Source organism: Thalassotalea marina, assembly GCF_014656435.1.
Taxonomy (GTDB): domain Bacteria; phylum Pseudomonadota; class Gammaproteobacteria; order Enterobacterales; family Alteromonadaceae; genus Thalassotalea_C; species Thalassotalea_C marina.
In genome coordinates this window covers 162,448-178,451 of record NZ_BNCK01000001.1, presented here as the reverse complement: position 1 = coordinate 178,451, position 16,004 = coordinate 162,448, and the positions used below count along the sequence as shown (strand labels likewise).

18 protein-coding genes are annotated in these 16,004 nt (G+C 38.8%); 4 read left to right on the top strand and 14 right to left on the bottom strand.

Features of this window, described 5'->3' with window-relative positions; all coding sequences use genetic code 11:
- Positions 1-139: 139 nt before the first annotated feature.
- The 12 genes from IE199_RS00750 to IE199_RS00695 all read right to left on the bottom strand — a co-directional run bounded on the left by IE199_RS00750 (position 140) and on the right by IE199_RS00695 (position 7,616).
- Complete coding sequence (locus IE199_RS00750; protein WP_189766809.1) at positions 140-535, bottom strand: hypothetical protein; 396 nt, start codon at positions 533-535, stop codon at positions 140-142.
- Between the two features lie 24 nt (positions 536-559).
- Positions 560-829, bottom strand: a complete 270-nt coding sequence (locus IE199_RS00745) for a hypothetical protein (RefSeq protein ID WP_189766808.1) — start codon at positions 827-829, stop codon at positions 560-562.
- Positions 830-1,012: 183 nt separating this feature from the next.
- Positions 1,013-1,426, bottom strand: coding sequence for a hypothetical protein (locus IE199_RS00740; protein ID WP_189766807.1), 414 nt, complete (start codon positions 1,424-1,426; stop codon positions 1,013-1,015).
- 67 nt (positions 1,427-1,493) lie between these two features.
- Positions 1,494-2,210 carry a hypothetical protein gene (locus IE199_RS00735; protein ID WP_189766806.1) on the bottom strand — a complete coding sequence of 239 codons (717 nt, stop codon included), beginning with the start codon at positions 2,208-2,210 and terminating at the stop codon, positions 1,494-1,496.
- A 93-nt stretch (positions 2,211-2,303) separates the two neighbouring features.
- On the bottom strand, positions 2,304-2,759 hold the full coding sequence (locus IE199_RS00730) for a hypothetical protein (protein WP_189766805.1): 456 nt from the start codon (positions 2,757-2,759) through the stop codon (positions 2,304-2,306).
- A 33-nt stretch (positions 2,760-2,792) separates the two neighbouring features.
- On the bottom strand, positions 2,793-3,005 hold the full coding sequence (locus IE199_RS00725; RefSeq protein WP_189766804.1) for a hypothetical protein: 213 nt from the start codon (positions 3,003-3,005) through the stop codon (positions 2,793-2,795).
- Positions 3,006-3,089: 84 nt separating this feature from the next.
- The gene (locus IE199_RS00720; RefSeq protein ID WP_189766803.1) at positions 3,090-3,299 is read right to left on the bottom strand and encodes a helix-turn-helix domain-containing protein; all 210 of its coding nucleotides are present in this window, start codon (positions 3,297-3,299) and stop codon (positions 3,090-3,092) included.
- A gap of 37 nt (positions 3,300-3,336) precedes the next feature.
- Positions 3,337-3,729 carry a hypothetical protein gene (locus IE199_RS00715; RefSeq protein WP_189766802.1) on the bottom strand — a complete coding sequence of 131 codons (393 nt, stop codon included), beginning with the start codon at positions 3,727-3,729 and terminating at the stop codon, positions 3,337-3,339.
- A gap of 6 nt (positions 3,730-3,735) precedes the next feature.
- Positions 3,736-4,260, bottom strand: a complete 525-nt coding sequence (locus IE199_RS00710; RefSeq protein WP_189766801.1) for a hypothetical protein — start codon at positions 4,258-4,260, stop codon at positions 3,736-3,738.
- Positions 4,261-4,311: 51 nt separating this feature from the next.
- The gene (locus IE199_RS00705; protein WP_189766800.1) at positions 4,312-5,154 is read right to left on the bottom strand and encodes an HDOD domain-containing protein; all 843 of its coding nucleotides are present in this window, start codon (positions 5,152-5,154) and stop codon (positions 4,312-4,314) included.
- Between the two features lie 152 nt (positions 5,155-5,306).
- Positions 5,307-6,983, bottom strand: a complete 1,677-nt coding sequence (locus IE199_RS00700) for a M28 family metallopeptidase (protein WP_189766799.1) — start codon at positions 6,981-6,983, stop codon at positions 5,307-5,309.
- Positions 6,984-7,127: 144 nt separating this feature from the next.
- Positions 7,128-7,616, bottom strand: a complete 489-nt coding sequence (locus IE199_RS00695) for an Lrp/AsnC ligand binding domain-containing protein (protein ID WP_189766798.1) — start codon at positions 7,614-7,616, stop codon at positions 7,128-7,130.
- A gap of 138 nt (positions 7,617-7,754) precedes the next feature.
- Here IE199_RS00695 and putA point away from each other — a divergent pair, with 138 nt between their 5' ends.
- The 4 genes from putA to IE199_RS00675 all read left to right on the top strand — a co-directional run bounded on the left by putA (position 7,755) and on the right by IE199_RS00675 (position 14,172).
- Positions 7,755-11,579, top strand: a complete 3,825-nt coding sequence (putA, locus tag IE199_RS00690) for a bifunctional proline dehydrogenase/L-glutamate gamma-semialdehyde dehydrogenase PutA (protein ID WP_189766797.1) — start codon at positions 7,755-7,757, stop codon at positions 11,577-11,579.
- Positions 11,580-11,993: 414 nt separating this feature from the next.
- The gene (locus IE199_RS00685; protein ID WP_189766796.1) at positions 11,994-12,257 is read left to right on the top strand and encodes a hypothetical protein; all 264 of its coding nucleotides are present in this window, start codon (positions 11,994-11,996) and stop codon (positions 12,255-12,257) included.
- Complete coding sequence (locus IE199_RS00680; protein ID WP_189766795.1) at positions 12,254-12,553, top strand: hypothetical protein; 300 nt, start codon at positions 12,254-12,256, stop codon at positions 12,551-12,553. Before IE199_RS00685 ends, IE199_RS00680 begins: the two co-directional genes overlap by 4 nt.
- Positions 12,550-14,172: a PepSY-associated TM helix domain-containing protein gene (locus IE199_RS00675; RefSeq protein WP_189766794.1), complete on the top strand. Its 1,623-nt coding sequence runs from the start codon at positions 12,550-12,552 to the stop codon at positions 14,170-14,172. Before IE199_RS00680 ends, IE199_RS00675 begins: the two co-directional genes overlap by 4 nt.
- A 51-nt stretch (positions 14,173-14,223) precedes the next feature.
- Here IE199_RS00675 and modC read toward each other — a convergent pair whose 3' ends face one another.
- Together modC and modB are read right to left on the bottom strand one after the other, a co-directional pair.
- Entirely contained in the window at positions 14,224-15,315 is a 1,092-nt protein-coding gene (gene modC, locus IE199_RS00670; protein ID WP_189766793.1) for a molybdenum ABC transporter ATP-binding protein, read from the bottom strand.
- Positions 15,299-16,003, bottom strand: a complete 705-nt coding sequence (gene modB / locus IE199_RS00665; RefSeq protein WP_444545945.1) for a molybdate ABC transporter permease subunit — start codon at positions 16,001-16,003, stop codon at positions 15,299-15,301. Before modB ends, modC begins: the two co-directional genes overlap by 17 nt.
- Position 16,004: the final 1 nt, after the last annotated feature.

Here is a 16,004-nt window from a genome sequence, read left to right as displayed (position 1 = left end):
ATACTAACTGATTCTGCAAATACTAATATTGGACAGAAAAAGTCTAAGTAGGAAAATAAAATGTCATACTGAAACGAAAATAAGCTCCAAAATGGAGCTTATTTTGAGTAACAAAGTTACATACTCCCGTTTTCCAAGATTAAAAATACTTTAAATAAACAAGATCGCCATATGCCCATATAATAGTTCCAGCAATCACTGTAATAAAAATTGCCATCTTACATGACAATCTTGCATGCATTACAAAAGATACTTTTCGGTACGTCTTACCTGAAGCACAATTGTTGTTCTTATCAAGCCAGCGGTTAATCAAATTCAATACTCCGTACTCAATAAATACCGCTAGCACAACAACCAACCCACCGGCTCTTTGAAATAATGAAGAGCCAGACTCCGTTGAAAACATAGAGTGTGAAAGATACAAGCAAACAAAAAACAAAAAAGAAACAAACCAAAGAATTACTAATCCTACCATTAGTCCAGTTGCTTCTATAAAACTAAACCCATGCTTTTTGATTCTTTTATCTACTGCCACCCACTGAGCCCTTTTTTCCAATCACTAAAACTTAATGATAGTAGGGGTTAATTTTAAGTACTTAAACCCCGTTAAATTCAAAGCCACTGCCTCGCTTTTTGCATCGGCTTTATTGATAAATAAAGGCACTCCGTGTTCAATTAGCGTTGTTACAGCAAAATTATGTTCAAACAGAATTTCTGGTACATGCCCTTTGTGCTTTACAAAATAGCTGAGACCTTCTATTTCTTTTGCTGTAGTGCCTTTTAGATCAAAAAATTTTAAGTTCTTACTTGTACTAATAATCGCCCACATAACGTTATTCCAATATTAATATTTAAACTCTTTAGTAAATTTTTGGCCTAAAATAGACTCATATTCCGTAATAATGGTAATACGTTGTAAAAAGCCTTTTGCTTTGATGTATTTACTTTCATTCCTACTAGATACCGAAAACTCTATTAAGTACCCTGACTCATTAGGAGATAACGCTACAATTCAAGCTCTATGTGTATGAATATCTACGTCCTCGTTAAATATTTCTCTGTGCATTTCATCAAAAGTTATTAGGTTGCACGGCTTGCCATCAAGTGACATCGTGTGTTTCATATTAATGGCAGGAGCCATTCCATAATTCTTTATAAGTAATCCACATTTACCCTGTATTTGATCACCCATACTTGTTTTTTCTACATAAGGCATTACAGAAAGAGTGCGTTGATCGCTGTTATGCTTTACTCCTAGGTAGGCAAAACAGAAGGTTATAGCAGCAACTAAAAGTGTTAGATAGTCGCTAACGTCAAAATTCTTATTCCACGCTTCCCCAATATTTGTCATTTGAGCAATGAGATAGCCAGAAAGTACAAGCATGATGCAAAGAATGATGTAAAACCTATTCGATTGATTTTCCATTTATAAATTAATGCCCTTTAAATGTTGCAGCAAATGTCGCGAAATTTTTTAATTTTGTGCATTCCAATCACTCAATTTTACGAAAATAAAGCGCCCCTCTTATTACCTTATTGCTCGCATTTGTGCCTCTTACCTCGGAAAAACTGAAAAGCGGCATGTCGATTATTAAATATTCCCCGCTTTTAAAGGCGATCGAGTTTTGAAAAGCTCTCTCTTGCTCTATTAATTTACCATCCGAATTGACTGTCTTAATCTGTCTTTGGCGTAAGGGTTTTAAGATCAATTCTTCATTATTATTCCGAACAATGCGTTCAATATCAAAATCGAACATTTTATTTCGATAGGAAAGCGAGTGGATAGACGAGTTAACAGTTGTCCTCTCTATTGGTGGTAAATTGGTCTCAAAAAAACCGTAACTATTTCCGAAATTTACTGTTAACGAAATATTATCAAAAAAGAGTTCCCACCTTTTTTGAGCGTTACCTTTATAGACTAATAGCCCTTTTACCAATTTAGAGGATTCAGGATGCCCTTCAAAGAAAGGTTCAAGATATTCTCGTTTAAGTTCCATTTCACTAATTTGCGTTTTGAGCTCATCATTGATGCTTTGATATGACCTGTTCGGATCTAGTTGCCAGGTGCCTTCAAACCAATTTGAGTCAGAGTAATATTCATTCTTAACCGCTATTACTCCCGTAACAAATGTAATGAAAAGAACTGCAAAAATAGCGATTTGACTGGAGTTAACCTTTTCGAGTATTTTTTCTATTTTTGCAATCAACATTTTAACCTCTTTCCTTTGCTGCAATGGTCTTTGTCACCATTTCGTTTTTCAAAAACTTCTGTATTCCAACGCCATATATTTTTATACTAAATATCATTTGATTTTAACTTGTTGCTCTATTTTTGAGTTGGAAATTTTAGATATAGTCTTATGGTTTTTTTTACAAACTCTAATCAAGCATGACTTTTCATCAACTTGGACCACCTCATGGTGAACTATTAAACTATTACAGAGTGTTTTGCGTGTCGGGCTTCTAAATTTACATCTTTCTGATTTATCAAAAGAACGTTTTGCATATACAAAACTGCCCAGACCAGTTGCAGCCGACAAAGCAGCTATAATTAAATCTGGTGAAATTTCTGAGGCGCAAACAACTTCCTCAACTTTCTCATTTATATTGACTCGATGTGATTTGAGTTCAAAATTAACAAATTTATATTCAGTACTCCCGTCAGACTTAAAAATAAGTAAATGACAATTTTTGAACTTAAATCTCCGTTCAAAATAGGAATTTTTATTGCTTAGTTTTTTTTTATGGGAAAGTCGCATTCAAGTTATTTCCTTGCATTCCAATATGATTAATTAATCGCATTCAAAGTCTAAAAGCTTTCGATTTCCAACAAGCTTTTTAGCTTTATTTTCGAGAAAAACAGCTACTTTTCTGCGTTCTTCCATTAACATCTTATAAAACTCAGGATCACTCTCCAAAGTACCAGCATCATGACTTGCAATCATTGCCGCTGCATCTGTTAAAGCAGAATGTCTAGCAGTCAATCTCTTTTCACTTAAAGCCATAGTTTGTAATCCAATATTCATTTAATCTAGGGATATAAAAGCACGGCTTTGACGTACCACCGGTTGTTTTTTAACCAATTTTATTTAGCATTCCCCATTCAACAACTGCGTATTAACCACCTTTGTTTTCAAGGACAATAGACGCTCTGGTATTGCGGCTAAAGTATCTTGTGCAGTTCTTCGTGGCATACCTGTGGCTTCTTTAATTGCAGGTACAGTGTTAACCCCTGTACTAATGAGCCAAGTAACATAACCCCGCCTATATAGGCTTGTTTTGGTTTTGCTGTGTGTCATTTTATACCTTGCGACTTAAATTCGATGTTTTCAAAAATCACCTTAACTTACATAAGTTAAGGAGGTTTTCTTTAGCTTGTTTTTGCTTTTCAATGTTGCCGTTAATAACGTTTTCGTCAATTGGAGGTTGCACGTTTCCTCTATCATCATATCCACCATTATCTGTACGCAATTTCCATGCTGGCAAATATTCGTTTTCGTATGCACCTACTATTTTGTTAGCTTTATCACCTAATTTAATTTTTAAATTATCAATAATGTTTTTATTAACAAATGCACTAGTAATCAGACGTTCCCTTAAAGGTATTACCGCGTCATTGTATTCCTTGCGCTTATCTCTATTTAAAGCGAACCTGTTACCCAAAAGATAACCAAATAATAGACAGGCAAAACTCCATAAATAGGGTTGTAGTACTTTCAATTCTTCCATATTAATTTAGTGTCCTGTGACTTTGATTCTTGAATACACTTGGTTAATAGCGTCACTTAATCCAAGTAGACTTCCGTTTACTTTATCTAAAACAACTTGTCGAGAACTCAAGCCAAACGCATCGACTATTTGTCCTATATCTGCATTATTACGCGCCAGATTAACAATGAGGCTGTCATAGAACGTTTTAGGTGTAGTCCAATCTAAACTAGCCTTAGCTAAAAGTTTATTAACTTTTGTTCTTAAATTGGTAGGCTGCTTATTAATACCGTCTTTAACTTTGCGTTCACTCATTGCAAATTTATAAAGCCTATCATTTAATAACACTGGTGCTTCTTCGTTAATGCCTAGATGCGTATTTCGGTTGTGCCTGTATTCATCAGGTATTGGTTGTTTGACGTACCATTCAAGATACTTTTCTAATGCCTGACAATAAATTTCAGGTGCTTCTATAACACGTTCAACATTGTTCCTAGTGTAAGCTGCTGGAATAGTCCATTTTCTATAAACCTGACCATGCTCATTGATCACGTTGTGAAGTTTAATAAGGCTATATATTGGAATTTACTCTTGCTCAAAGTGCTATCGTGAAAATGTTTTGGCATCCATAATACTCAGAATATGTTCAGCTTCTTGGCTGGCATAATCTGCTGCTAACGCCAAATCATCACTAGATATCGCTAAGCTTTTACACATTGACTCATCAACCGTATCGTCATACTCAAATCGCTCCGGGTGAGAATCCACCAAAGAAAGTCTGGAAGCCAAATACAATACTTTAACGTCTTTGTTAATTTGAATGTTGTGTGCATCGTTATAGTGGCGAATAGGCAAAATTATTTTTTCTGGGATTTGCCAAATTTTTAATAATTCTGCCGACACATCAGTATAGGTAAAACCTAAGGTATTTTGTTGCAATGTCCAAGGTAGCGTTTCAGCACTGTACTGTTCACACTGTTTGGCTAAATCAGGGCTGATTTTTGCCACAATTAACTCGCCAAAGTCTTGCAATAAGCCAGCAACAAACAAACGTTCGATATCACGAATCCCTGCCTTTATTGACAAATTTTTCGCTGCTAAACCAGTAAAAACACTCATCCGCCAAAATCGTTTTAGATCAATAGCCTGATTCGAGAAATGCTTAAACGCCGTCGCAGCCACATCCACTAGCATCATGTTATAAATGGATTGTGTGCCTATGATAGTTATCGCTCGTGAAATGGTACTAATCTCGCCAGGAAAACTGTAAATAGCACTATTGGCAATTTGCAACAACCGAGATGTCATCGATGGATCAACACTGATCACATTGGCAAAATCTTCAATGGATGAGTTTTCATCTTCCATCAGTGATTTAATTTTAAAGCAGGCATCTGGTAGAGCAAAAGATCCATTGGCTTGCAACGCATATTCATGTGCATTCATAGTTCACGTCTCTGTGGTCGATTAATACTATTGGGAATACCCTAGGGTATTCACTATCCAAGGTTATACAAACAAAAACGCGACCACAAGGTCGCGTTTCAAATTAGTGAATAAAAACCATCAAACTACTTAGTTTGTATGGTTTACACTACTTATTGTGCAAATGTTTTACCGAAGAAATCACCTTTATTCCACGTTGGGCGTTCTGCGCCGTTTGCGATTTCAAGGCCAATCATCATATTAACTTCTGCAAAACTTGCCGCTGCATCCCAGCGGATAGGCAGGTCAATTTGATCACTATGTTGATGATAGTGATTTTTCAAAAAGTCGCGGAACATTTCGCCACCGTCAATGTTTGGATCTTTTGATTTAAAGCCTGTCATTAAAAATACAGAAGGAATGCCCTCTTTTACAAAGCTGTAGTGGTCACTGCGTGTAAACAGTGCTTGTTCTGGCATAGGATCAGGGCTTAAGCTGATATCGATTTTCTTAGCAGCTGATTCTACAATTGGGCCTAAACTAGAATGCGTTGAACCAAAGGCAATTACATCAGCAAACGGGTACAAAATTAATGGCATATCTAAGTTAACATTCGCCACCATCTGCATTGCAGGTACCGTTGGGTTTTGTGCGTAGTAAGACGAGCCTAACAAGCCTTTTTCTTCACCTGTTACCACAACAAAAAGTACTGAACGTTTTGGCGCAGGTTGTGACGTTAACAAACGTGCTGTTTCTAATAAAATTGATACACCCGATGCGTTATCAAGCGCGCCGTTATTGATGTTATCAACTTCTTCACCTTCTTCATGGTCACCATGATGTGAATTAACACCAATATGGTCTAAATGCGCGCTGAAAACAACATACTCATTTTTAAGCTCAGGGTCACTACCTTCTAACGTTGCCACAACGTTTGGACTTGTGATCTCTTCATGACGAGATTTCTTTGCAATTTCAACCGTTGTTTTTAAAGGGAAACCTTTAATTTTTTCTTTATTAGTGTCTTTAGCAAACACTTGCTCTAATGATAACTCAGCACCTTCAAACAATGGTGCAGCCGCTTTATCACTGATGTAGGCACTTCCCTTAATTTGTGGATATGTACCATTAGGCTTGCCATCTTTACCTAACCAACTCATACGAGGTGAACTTGCATATTTAGCAGTAACACTAAAAGGACGTACTTCGTCACGTTTTGGTGTATGCAGGGTAATAAGACCAACAGCGCCATTATCTACGGCATGACGCATCTTCTCGCTGCCAGAACCAATATGTGCACCTTCTTCTGATGGTAAATCATCTGGACGCCCTGTTAAAACAACCACGATTTTGCCATCAACATCAATGTCAGCATAGTCGTTATAACCAAAGTCTGGCGCTACCACTCCATAACCAACAAATACTAACTCTGCTTTAACAAAAGATTCGTTTTCAAGTGCAGAGCCAGATGTAATAAATTCGTCCTGAAATTTAAGTTCAACTGGGCCATTTGCTGTTTCAACTTTTAACGTTGCCGAGCCTTCTTCTAAAAAGGTACGACGAAAAGTAACTTGTTGTTGATAACTACCGTGATCACCTTGAGGTGATAAACCTAACTGCTTGAAATTAGAAATCACATAGTTTGCTGCAATTTGATAGCCTTCACTGCCAGTATCACGACCCATCAGTGTGTCATCAGCTAAAAACTCAACATGCGCTTTAATGCGCTCAGCATTAACTTGTTCTGGTTGGTAAACAGCAGTTTCTGCTGTTTTTGTTTCTTGCTGACCACAACCAGCAAGCACGGCAAGCGACAAAAGACTTGCTGAGGTTAAACGTAAAAATTTCATAAGATTCTCTTAGGACTATTTATCATTATAATAAGTGATAGCACCAACCTTCGTTGATGAAGCGTTTACTATATCGACTGGCGCTTAAAAACGCCAGTGTAGAAGAGCGTAGATTTTTGTCACTTGGTCTACAAATGCGCCAATTTATTTGGCTTTGACATCAATAGGCACACCAAGGTCACGTTTTACATGTTCCATCACTACATAGGTATGTGTTTGTGATACACCAGGCAGTTCAACAATTACCCCAAGCAAATCTCGATAAGCCTCCATGTTTTGGTAACGTAACTTCAACAAATAATCAAAACCACCGGCCACCATATGACATTCTGCTACTTCTTTGATTTTTACCACTTCTCTTTTGAAGTTCTCAAACACTTCCGCTTTAGTGCGATCAAGGGTTACTTGTAAAAAAGCATTAAGCCCGTAGTTAAGCTTATTACCGTTTAAAAATGCACCATAGCGCTCTATGTAACCGTCAGCTTCGAGTTTCCTTACTCGTTCTAAACAAGGGCTAGCACTTAAATTAACTTTTTTTGCCAATTCACTGTTCGAAATTCGACCATCTTTTTGCAAAGTGTCTAAAATAGTTAAATCAATACGATCTAGGGTGCGTGTTTTAACATTACTCATATCAACAGTATCTTTTATGTCATTTTTAAATTTATGCCATAGATTATTCTGTAATTACTGAAAATACGCAAACACATTCTGTTGTCTGTTGGCTAAAATGCGCCCCTAAAAATTATTAATGTTAATGTAGGTGTTCCTATGCTTTTTAATGGTTCGTTAAAAACTGACAGTAGCATTCGTCAAACGATTCGCGACAACTATCGTGCAAATGAAAATGACGTATTAGCTAACTTATTGCCTATTGCAGAAATTAGCGTTGATGCTAAATCTCGCGCGTGGGAATATGCTCGCCAACTTGTGGTTAATATCCGTAAAGACCAAGTGGGTAAAGGCGGTGTAGATGCCCTATTAAATGAGTTTTCACTTTCAACAGAAGAAGGTGTGGTATTGATGTGTTTGGCTGAAGCCTTATTGCGTGTACCAGACAAATCAACTGCTGATAGCCTAATCCGCGATAAATTAGCGGATGGTGATTGGAGTTCACACATTGGTAACTCTGACTCTTTATTTGTTAATGCTTCTTCTTGGGGTCTATTGCTTACTGGTAAGTTAGTCAATTACTCAGACGAAAAGAAAAAAGCACAATTTGGTTTATTGAAAAAAACCGTAGGTCGCTTAGGTGAACCAGTAATTCGCAAAGCTGTGCGTTATGCCATGAAAATCATGGGCACACAGTTTGTTATGGGCCACACCATCGAAGGCGCTATCAAGCGTGCTATAGATACCGAAGCTAAAGGCTATACCTATTCATACGATATGTTAGGTGAAGGTGCACGCACCATGAAAGATGCTGACCGTTATTTTGACGCCTACATGAAAGCGATTGATGCTATCGGTTATGCCGCCAAAGGCAAAGGTCCACAAAAAAGCCCTGGTATTTCAATTAAATTATCAGCGATTCACCCTCGTTATGAATTTTCGCATCGCGACCGCGTAATCGAAGAATTAATTCCTCGCCTTAAAAAGCTAGCACTTGCTGCCAAGGCTTACGACATTGGTTTTACGGTTGACGCAGAAGAAGCCGACCGCTTAGATATCTCATTAGATATCATAGAAGCGGTATTTGCTGACAAAGATTTAGACGGTTGGAACGGTTTTGGTATCGCAGTACAGGCTTACCAAAAGCGTGGTATTCACGTCATTGAATGGGTACGTCAGTTAACACAAAAAGTGGGCCGTCAAATGATGGTGCGCTTAGTAAAAGGCGCCTACTGGGATAGCGAAATTAAAGAAGCACAGGCAGAAGGTTACAATGACTTCCCAGTGTTTTCTCGCAAGCCTTCTACTGATGTATCGTACCAAGCGTGTGCGAAGAAGTTATTAGAGTATCGCGACACTATTTATCCACAATTTGCGACACATAATGCTTATACTGTTGCCACTATCCTTGAGATGGCCGAAGGTGACGCAGGTTATGAATTCCAGCGCCTTCACGGCATGGGTGAGTCTTTATACGATCAAGTGGTAAATGGCAAGAAAGTACCTTGTCGCGTTTATGCACCAGTAGGTGAACACTCAGATCTATTAGCCTATTTAGTACGTCGTTTATTAGAAAACGGTGCTAACTCATCATTTGTAAATAATATTGTTGATGACAATATTCCTGTTGAGTCGCTATTAGCAGATCCGGTTGAAACCGTTCGTAGCTGGCAAGACAAGTACAACCCACAAATTCCTCAGTCTCTTGATATCTATCAAGAAGAGCATGGTGTTGGCCGTTTAAACTCTAAAGGTATCGATTTAACTGACGTTGATGACGTTAGCGAAATGCGTGATAACCTTAACGCTTGGGTTGAAAAAGCCAAACAAGCAACACCAATTGAAGGTGGCGAAGCGGTAACTAACCCTGCTAACAACAAAGAAGTTATTGGTTACATCAAACATGCTGATGAACAAGAGATGCAAGCTATTGTTGAGCGCGCTCACAAAGCATTTGACTCTTGGTCAACAACATCTGTTGAAGCTCGCGCTGAGATCTTATTAAAAACTGCTGACGCTCTAGAAGCACATCGCGATGAATTAATTGCTATGTGTACTAAAGAAGCGGGTAAAACTGTACCTGATGGTGTAGCAGAAGTCCGTGAAGCAGTAGATTTTTGTCGTTACTACGCAGCAAGAGCAAAAGAGTTATTAGCTGACGATAACTTAACATCACGTGGTGTTGTGTTATGTATCAGCCCGTGGAACTTCCCATTAGCTATTTTCTTAGGCCAAGTATCTGCTGCTATTGTTGTAGGTAATACTGTTGTTGCAAAACCTGCTGAGCAAACCAGCTTAGTTGCTCTTCGCACTATTGAATTAATGATTGAATCAGGTTTACCTGAAGATGTTGTTATTCCAGTCATTGCGCGTGGTAGCAAAGTAGGTCAAACCATAGTACCTGATGAGCGTGTACAAGCGATCATGTTTACTGGTTCAACTGAAACAGGTAGCTGGATCTCACAAAAACTAGCAGAGCGTTCTGGCGACCCAGTGCCACTTATTGCTGAAACTGGTGGCCAAAACTGTATGGTAGTTGACTCAACTGCCTTACCAGAGCAAGTGGTTGATGACGTTGTATCTTCAGGCTTCCAAAGTGCTGGTCAACGCTGTTCTGCACTACGTGTTTTATTCTTGCAAGAAGAAGTAGCTGACAAGATCATCAACATGATCAAAGGTGCTATGCAGGAACTACATATTGGTGACCCAGCATTTTTAACAACAGACGTTGGTCCAGTAATCGATAAAAAAGCGTTAAATGCACTTAACGAACACGTTGATTACTTAAAATCTCGCGGTACATTACACTATGCTTGTAAAGCACCTGAATTAGCTGAAGGCATTGGTGAAGATGAACACAACTTCTTTGTTCCTCGTTTATACGAAATCAAAGATTTATCAGTACTTGAGAAAGAAGTATTTGGTCCATGTGTTCACGTTATTCGCTACAAGGCGTCTCAACTTGAAAATGTAATTGATCAAATCAATGGCACAGGTTTTGGTCTAACCATGGGTATTCACACACGTATTGAAGAAAAAGCTCAATACTTAGCGGCACGCTCACGCGCGGGTAACGTTTATGTTAACCGTAATATGATCGGCGCTGTTGTTGGTGTACAACCATTTGGTGGTCGCGGTTTATCTGGTACAGGCCCTAAAGCCGGTGGCCCAATGTACTTAACTCGCTTAGTGAAAGAAAAAACCACGACAGCAAATGTTGAGATGACTGCAGAGACTAAAGCTGCTTTTGAAGCTGAAGTAACTCAATGTGCAACGGCTGTTAGTGCAGTAAACACGCAATTAACTGCTGCTAAGCAAATCGAAGTTGAATGGGGCTTTGTTCCTGTTAACAATAAGATTTCAATCTTACGTCAGTTATTGGCAAAAATTGCTTCAAACAAAGTAGTTTTAACTCAGGAAACCAATGTTTCTGAAACATTAACTGCAGCTCGTGAGCAATTGTTATTCATTGAAAAAGTGTTAAGTAAGGCGAAAGTATTACCTGGCCCTACAGGTGAATCAAATACCTTGTATTTAGAATCACGTGGCACATTAGCGGCATTACGCTGTAAAGATACACCATTTAATTTCTGGTTAATCTCAGTAATTTCGGCATTAGCAGCTGGTAACAGTGTTATCGCAATTGTTGATAATGAATACTACGCTGAAGCACAAGCAATTGCAGGATTGTTAGCAGAAGCTGGTTTACCACACGGTGTATTCCAAGCGGTTAAACTTGGTCACTTACCAAGCGTTCTTGAACATGCTTCATTGGCAGGTGCTATTGTTGATAATTCAAGTCCGTTTAAGCAATTAGTGGGTGAAACTATCGCTGCACGCAAGGGTGCCATTTTACCGCTAATCACTGCGTACTCGAATAAAGGTTTGTTCCATCGCATGGTCACTGAAAAAACAGTAACTATTGATACAACAGCCGCAGGTGGTAACGCATCGTTAATGACCATGGAATCTAACGTCGGTTAATTAACGAACACATCTCGCATTCAAAAAGCCAGTCCATTGTGACTGGCTTTTTCATTTTGTTACAACTTTCAACGATCAACAAGCCTTTAAAACCTTGAGTTCATGGATTTACTACACCACAGTATGTTTGCACTCACACACCATATAACATCCTAAATATAATATATTTTACTAGTAAATATTTTGACTAGCGTAAAATCGCCATCATTACAGACAAGCCGCCTCTTTATCTATGTAAGTCCCTCGATAAAAAGCATGCGCAATTTATTGATAATTGTTATTATTCGCCTTTCCATTATCTACCTATATGATTGATATCAAGAAGTTAAAATTAGCTATTGCGCTATCGAAGGTAATTTTTGATGCAATCACTTAGCAATTACAAACAAATTTACAAAAGGACTAACTGTTTTGATGTTTCAAATAATTGCGCTGATAACCTCAATTTGTGGTGTGCTAACCTTTTATCTATGTCATAAAAATCAACGTATATTTGCCCGCCCTCTACCCCAAAAAATGAAGGTTCTTGCATATACCAACGTGATTTTGGCCTTAATTGCATGGCAACAAATACAATCCCCTATTTCAGCAGTTTTTATCTGGCTTATGACTTTAATGCTAATTTTTATCGCTATTCCTTTCTTTACCCTATTTAAAAATGCTGGAGCAAAATCATGAGCCGATTAACCGCTGAACAGAAAATTCAACCCCATTGGTGGCGTAAAACTTTGATTGGTGTTGTTCTGGGTTTGTCATTCGCCTATTCAATTATCGCCATCTTTGCTTGGTATGGCCCTGGGGGAATCGATGCTCCAGTAAAAGTACAATTAAACATGTGGTTAGTGGGTTTAATTTGGTTACTCTGCCTGCCTTTTGTTTACCTGTTCAAAACCGCTGGGCAAGCTTTTAAATATTTATTGATCGCCAACATGGTTGGCTATGCAGTTTTCTTTGCTTTAAGGACATGGGCATGAAAGTAAGAAGTGATATTTTAAGAACCTATCAAACACTACACACGTGGACAGGTATTTGTGCGGGTTTGGTGTTATTTATTGGTTTTTATGCAGGCTCGTTAACCATGTTTAAACCTGCTATTGAGGCATGGGCTACACCACCAACACATCAACTAACGCAAATTGAGCCGCAACGTTATGATGCATTAATTCAACAAGCGTATGCATATTCCGATAAAGCCAAACGAAGCTTGACGGTCAATTTCGAGCAAGACCAATCTCCTATCACTTGGTATGAACAAGGTGGCAGTCGTGGTATCAATCTGGGTAATACATTAACTCATGCCACGCTTGATAAAAATGACCAACTGCAGTTACAAACAACTCCGCGTAGTGAATTAGGCACTTTGATTGATCAGCTGCATAGAACGGCGGGCATAGCAGGCAAACTTGGTGACGAAGACCTTGGTGTGCAAATTCTAGGGATTGCCGCAGCGCTATATTTTATTGCTATTGTCTCTGGCGTGATCTTTTTACTGCCCACTTTAGTAAAAACCTTATTTGCTTTGCGAACAAACAAAGGTGCAAGTCGTTTTTGGCTCGACTCACATAACTTAGTAGGGGTATTAAGTTTACCGTTTCATTTTATCATCGCATGGAGCGTGGTCATTTTTGCATTCCACCACCCACTGTATGATGGCTTGCAAGCTATTTACGGTGATAAGCCTTTATTTGCCGAAGATCCTGCAGAAAGCAATAAGCAAATTTATAACATTGAACAACTGCCTTCGATTGACACCTATCGTGAAAAAGTCGCGGAACTTGCACCAGGTTATCAACTTAAATCGATCGAATTTTCAAGATTAACCTCTGACGCCCCTACTGCTGCTTTAGAAGTTGTTACTGACAACCAACTGATGCGCGGTGGCTTTAGTGATTTTATTTATATTCACGCATTTACCATGGACATTGCATACACTTCTATCATGCCGCCAGGGGAAAATAGCTACAACACCATAGTGAAATCATTTTTTGCCTTACATTTTGGCAATTATGCTGGAAACACAGGCCGTTGGATTTATTTTCTACTCGGTTTAATGGGAGCATTTTTGTTTTATACGGGTAACTTACTGTGGCTTGAAAAACGTCGACAAAAATCTCCCCAACAAACACGCTCTAGCAAATTTATGGCGGCATTAACGGTAGCTGTTTGTTTAGGTTCAATTGCCGGGGTAGCAATTACCTTGTTTGCCAATAAGTGGCTATACATCATGGGAACCTCGATAAACCATGGTTACCTATGGTGTTACTATTTAGTGTTTTTTGCTACGATTATTTATAGCTTTAGCCGAGGTGCTGCAATTGCGGCAATTCACTTGCAACAGTTAATAAGCTTTGCATGTGCAGGCATTGTCATGACCACGGTTGTAACCGCATTAGTGCCACAGTGGCATATTTGGTCAACTTTTGACACTTCAACACTTATTGTAGATTTTGTTGCTGTTGTTTTTGCCATTATTTTTTATGTCGCCGCACAAAAAACAAAACACAGGGCATTAAATGGTGAAGAAAACAGTGTTTGGTATATTGGAAAAACACCAGTTGCTCAACCAGCATTAAATTTAGCAGAATCTAAATAACCATAACTTGCTGCTCTTAGTCATATTTACTTATGAGCAGCAAGTTCAAAACTATCGTACAATCGCCATGGTTTTGATCATCGCCCATACTTCTTTGCCCTGAGTTAACGAGAGCATTTGAACAGATTTTTTTGTCACTTGCGCAATAATAGTACTTTCACCAATCGCTAATTTAACCAGTATAGTTGTTGGCTCTTGGGCGGTTTGAATATCAACAATCCGGGCAGAAATTTTATTCTGAACACTGGTATCTATAGGGCAAGATAATGACAGCGCGACATCTTTAGCTAAGATCTGCACTCTAACATCTTCAGGGTTGATGATACTTTGTTTTGGCAACCAAAAATATCCGCCCACAAAAGTCAATTTTGCCAGTTGCCACTTATCATCGTACTCAGTGATTTTTCCTGAAATAATTGTTCCTTTGGCAATATGCTCAGGCAAATTTAATTGAGAAAAAACCTGGGTTAGCTCCCCTTCAACAACCACTTTCCCATCTTGCAATACAACGGCATGATCAGCCAAACGAGCGACTTCTTGCATTGAGTGACTAACATACAATATAGGCATATTAAGTTCGCTGTGAAGTCGCTCAAGGTAAGGCAAAATTTCAGCCTTTTTAGCATCATCCAACGAGGCCAGAGGTTCATCCATTAATAATAATTTAGGTTTAATCAACAAAGCTCTAGCGATAGCAACACGTTGTGCCTCTCCACCAGATAATTGTGCTGGATACTGAGATAAAATACTCGATATACCTAATAAATCAATGATCTGAGTTATGTACTGCGCATCAACCTTTTCATCAGCACGCTTGATTGCATAATCTAAATTTTGCTGCGCCGTTAAATGAGAAAAAAGATTGGCTTCTTGAAATACATAACCCAATTGCCGCTTATAAGTTGGTACAAAGCTGTCACCACTTTGCCAGCATACATGCCCGAGATGAACTTCACTGCCTGCAACTTGCTCCAACCCAGCAATAATTCGTAACAAGGTGGTTTTACCTGAACCAGATTGGCCAAAAATAGCCGTTATACCTTTTGCTGGCAGTTCAAGATCAAGGTTCAAAGCAAAACCCGCCCTGTTAAGCTGACATGTCACCTTTATCGCTGGTGTATTATGATTATTTTTGTTTGTCATGATGGAACACTAGGTTAGAAAAACGACCTTGAAAGCTGTATAGCGACAATAAAACAACAAAAGAAAAGGCTATCATTAAAAAAGATAACTTATGTGCTTGAGCATAATCTAGTGCTTCCACATGTTCGTAGATTTGCACACTAACCACCTGAGTTTCCCCTGGAATGTTACCACCTATCATCAGTACAACACCAAATTCGCCAACAGTATGAGCAAAACCAAGAATCATCGCAGAAATAAACCCAGGTTTGGCTAACGGCAAGACAACCGTAAAAAATTGATCCAGCGGGCTTGCCCTGAGAGTTGCGGCTGCTTCAAGTGGCCTACGGCCAATCGCTTCCATTGCATTTTGAATAGGTTGCACAACAAAGGGCAAAGAATAAAACATAGAAGCAATAACCAGTCCCCAGAAACTAAAGGCTAAGGTGCCTATGCCCAACCAATTGGTCAATTGTCCAATAAAGCCCGAAGGCCCCATGGCAATTAACACGTAAAATCCAATCACTGTAGGTGGTAATACTAACGGCAGCGCTACAACAGCACCTATCACTCCTTTAAACCTTGATTGTGTATTGGCCAACCACCAAGCAATGGGAGTACCAATTAACATCAAGAGTACAGTTACTGTGGTTGCTAATTTAATAGTAAGTCCAATAGCTCCCCAATCATGGGCACTTAACGCCAACAAA